Raw genomic sequence first — 2,171 nt, 5'->3', positions numbered from 1 at the left:
TTATTACCAGTAAAACTGTGAAGCTTTTTTTGCAAGAAAATGGTCAAGTTCTTAAGGAGCAGGGAGAAAGTTATTATTATCAAGTACGAGAAAGATTTAATCAATCTCCTAATTCTCTAGATTTTTTATTTCTCAATCGCTCCTGTTTTAATGGCGTGATGAGATTCAATCGTAAGGGGCAGTTTAACGTACCTTACTGTCATAAATCAGAACGATTTTCTCAAGCATATATTACCAAAATAGTCAATCAAGTTATTGCCCTAGAAAATATTCTTATTAAAACTGATTATAATTTTCAAGTTGCTGACTTTCGAGAGACTTTATCTAATTGGCAAAAAACAGACTTGATCTATCTCGATCCTCCTTATTTAGGGAGACACACCGATTATTTTAACTCTTGGTCTCAAGAGGATGAAGATTGTTTGGTGACTATTTTAAAGGATATTTCTTGTCGGTTTATTTTGTCCACTTGGCACAGTAATCAGTTTAGAAGCAATCCTTTAATTAAAAAAAATTGGAGTGCTGATAAGTTTTATATCTATACTAAACAGCATTTTTATCATGTGGGTTCCACAGAAAAATTACGTCATCCGATCACCGAAGCGCTCATTACTAACTTTAACATTCCCTTGTTGCCAGAGCGAGGAACTGATTTGCAACAACTGTCATTATTGCCATCGACAGCAGAAAATGAGGGAGTGAGAACAGTCTAGAAGATGCCTAGTTGCTAATTCTCACTCCTTACTATTTAGGGTTTGCTGAATAAATCTAAAAACCTTATCCAACAAAGTTTTTAGACTTTTTTTCCCTCAAAAAGTGCCGACCATTGGAGTGATTGGGGGGAAAATTCAGGGACTTTTTCCCTAAAAATTAGGTAATTGACTCCCTCAAAATCGGTAAAACCCTACACCCCACACCCCACACCCCACACCCTGCCTCCACGAAAGACTTTTTGCCGCAAACCCTATTTATCCTTGGCTTTGGCGCAGATGGTCGTTAATTTGGCGTTTACGCTTTTCTTGGGGGGTAGTGCTAGTAATTTCGCCAAAATCTTGACTACTCATGGAAAGATGGGACATTATCTTTCTTTTGCGCTCTTTAGCAGTTAATTCCGGTGAAGGAGTTACTGGAGGCGGCGCTGCCACGGGTTCCGCTGCCACCGGGGGAGTTTCCACAATTGGCAGCGGTTTTTGGGGAATATAGTCAGCACCAGTGGTACTTCTGGAGAGATGATCGAGAATGCGCCGTTTGCGATCGTCAGTAGCCATAAAAATCTTTGCCAGTCTAGTGTGAACTTTTGTAACTATCACCCATTGTCAAACATCCCTATCTCCTTGAGAAGTCAAGGGAGATTTTATTTTCAGCGATTGAAGACATATAAAACCTGCGATCGCATTTATCTGGTCGTGGAACTGGGGGCGTTCTCGCCCAAGGTGATAAGATAAAAAACTAAGTCTTTGAAAATATGACAAAGGATTTATCTATCATGACACCCTCTTTAGCTAACTTTCTCTGGAGCCTTGTTTTAGGTGCGGTTATCGTCCTGATCCCCGCCACTATCGGTTTGATTTTCATCAGTCAATACGACAAGATCAAACGCACTTAATTTAATTTAACCCTAAAATGCCTAGACCGATTCCGTCTGGGCATTTTAGCTAATTTTGGAACTGGCAACAGCGATCGCACCGACTACCCGATATCCCTCTGTGCGTAAAACCTGCACAGCTTCCTCGATCGTGGTTCCTGTGGTATAAATATCGTCAATTAAGAGAATCGGCACTGATTTGGGTAAATTTTTCCCCAGTTGAAAAGCCGCTTGCATCGTCTTTTTTCTCGCCTCGGCTGCCAGACTAAATAAAGCTGCCGTGTTCTTAATCCGAATTAATCCGCGACTAGCCAGAGGATAACCGGTTAAACGACAAAAACCTTCGCCAATGACTTCTGCTTGATTAAAACCCCTTTCCTTTAATCTTTCTGGGTGGAGAGGGATAGGAATCACCGTCAAACGTTTATCGGTGAGGGGAGGACGAAGCAGCCAAGTTTCCCCCATGCAACTGCCTAGCAAAGAGCCGAGAGCGGGATGGCGATCATATTTCATTTTAGCGATCGCCTGTTTTAATTTACCTTCATAGCGTCCCCAGATAAACAGGGGAATAGAACCACGCCAGAGA

Annotated in this window: 4 protein-coding genes; 2 read left to right on the top strand and 2 right to left on the bottom strand. The window is 41.5% G+C overall.

Annotated features, from left to right (window positions below; genetic code table 11):
• A partial coding sequence (locus PX484_RS02050) for a DNA adenine methylase (RefSeq protein ID WP_288102731.1) occupies positions 1-713 on the top strand: 713 nt, incomplete at its 5' end.
• 255 nt (positions 714-968) lie between these two features.
• On the opposite strand, the gene PX484_RS02045 is transcribed toward PX484_RS02050, so the two are convergent.
• Positions 969-1,268, bottom strand: coding sequence for a hypothetical protein (locus PX484_RS02045; RefSeq protein ID WP_287765896.1), 300 nt, complete (start codon positions 1,266-1,268; stop codon positions 969-971).
• A 218-nt stretch (positions 1,269-1,486) separates the two neighbouring features.
• Here PX484_RS02045 and psbX point away from each other — a divergent pair, with 218 nt between their 5' ends.
• Positions 1,487-1,606, top strand: a complete 120-nt coding sequence (gene psbX / locus PX484_RS02040; protein ID WP_002733679.1) for a photosystem II reaction center X protein — start codon at positions 1,487-1,489, stop codon at positions 1,604-1,606.
• A 45-nt stretch (positions 1,607-1,651) separates the two neighbouring features.
• Here psbX and PX484_RS02035 read toward each other — a convergent pair.
• On the bottom strand, positions 1,652-2,171 hold a 520-nt coding region (locus PX484_RS02035), incomplete at its 5' end, for a ComF family protein (protein ID WP_288102730.1).

Origin of the sequence: Microcystis sp. M49636_WE2 (assembly GCF_030065375.1) — a bacterium.
Taxonomy (GTDB): Bacteria; Cyanobacteriota; Cyanobacteriia; order Cyanobacteriales; family Microcystaceae; genus Microcystis; species Microcystis aeruginosa_C.
The sequence above is the reverse complement of the archived record's forward strand: the minus strand, read 5'-3'. Positions and strand labels throughout refer to the sequence as shown.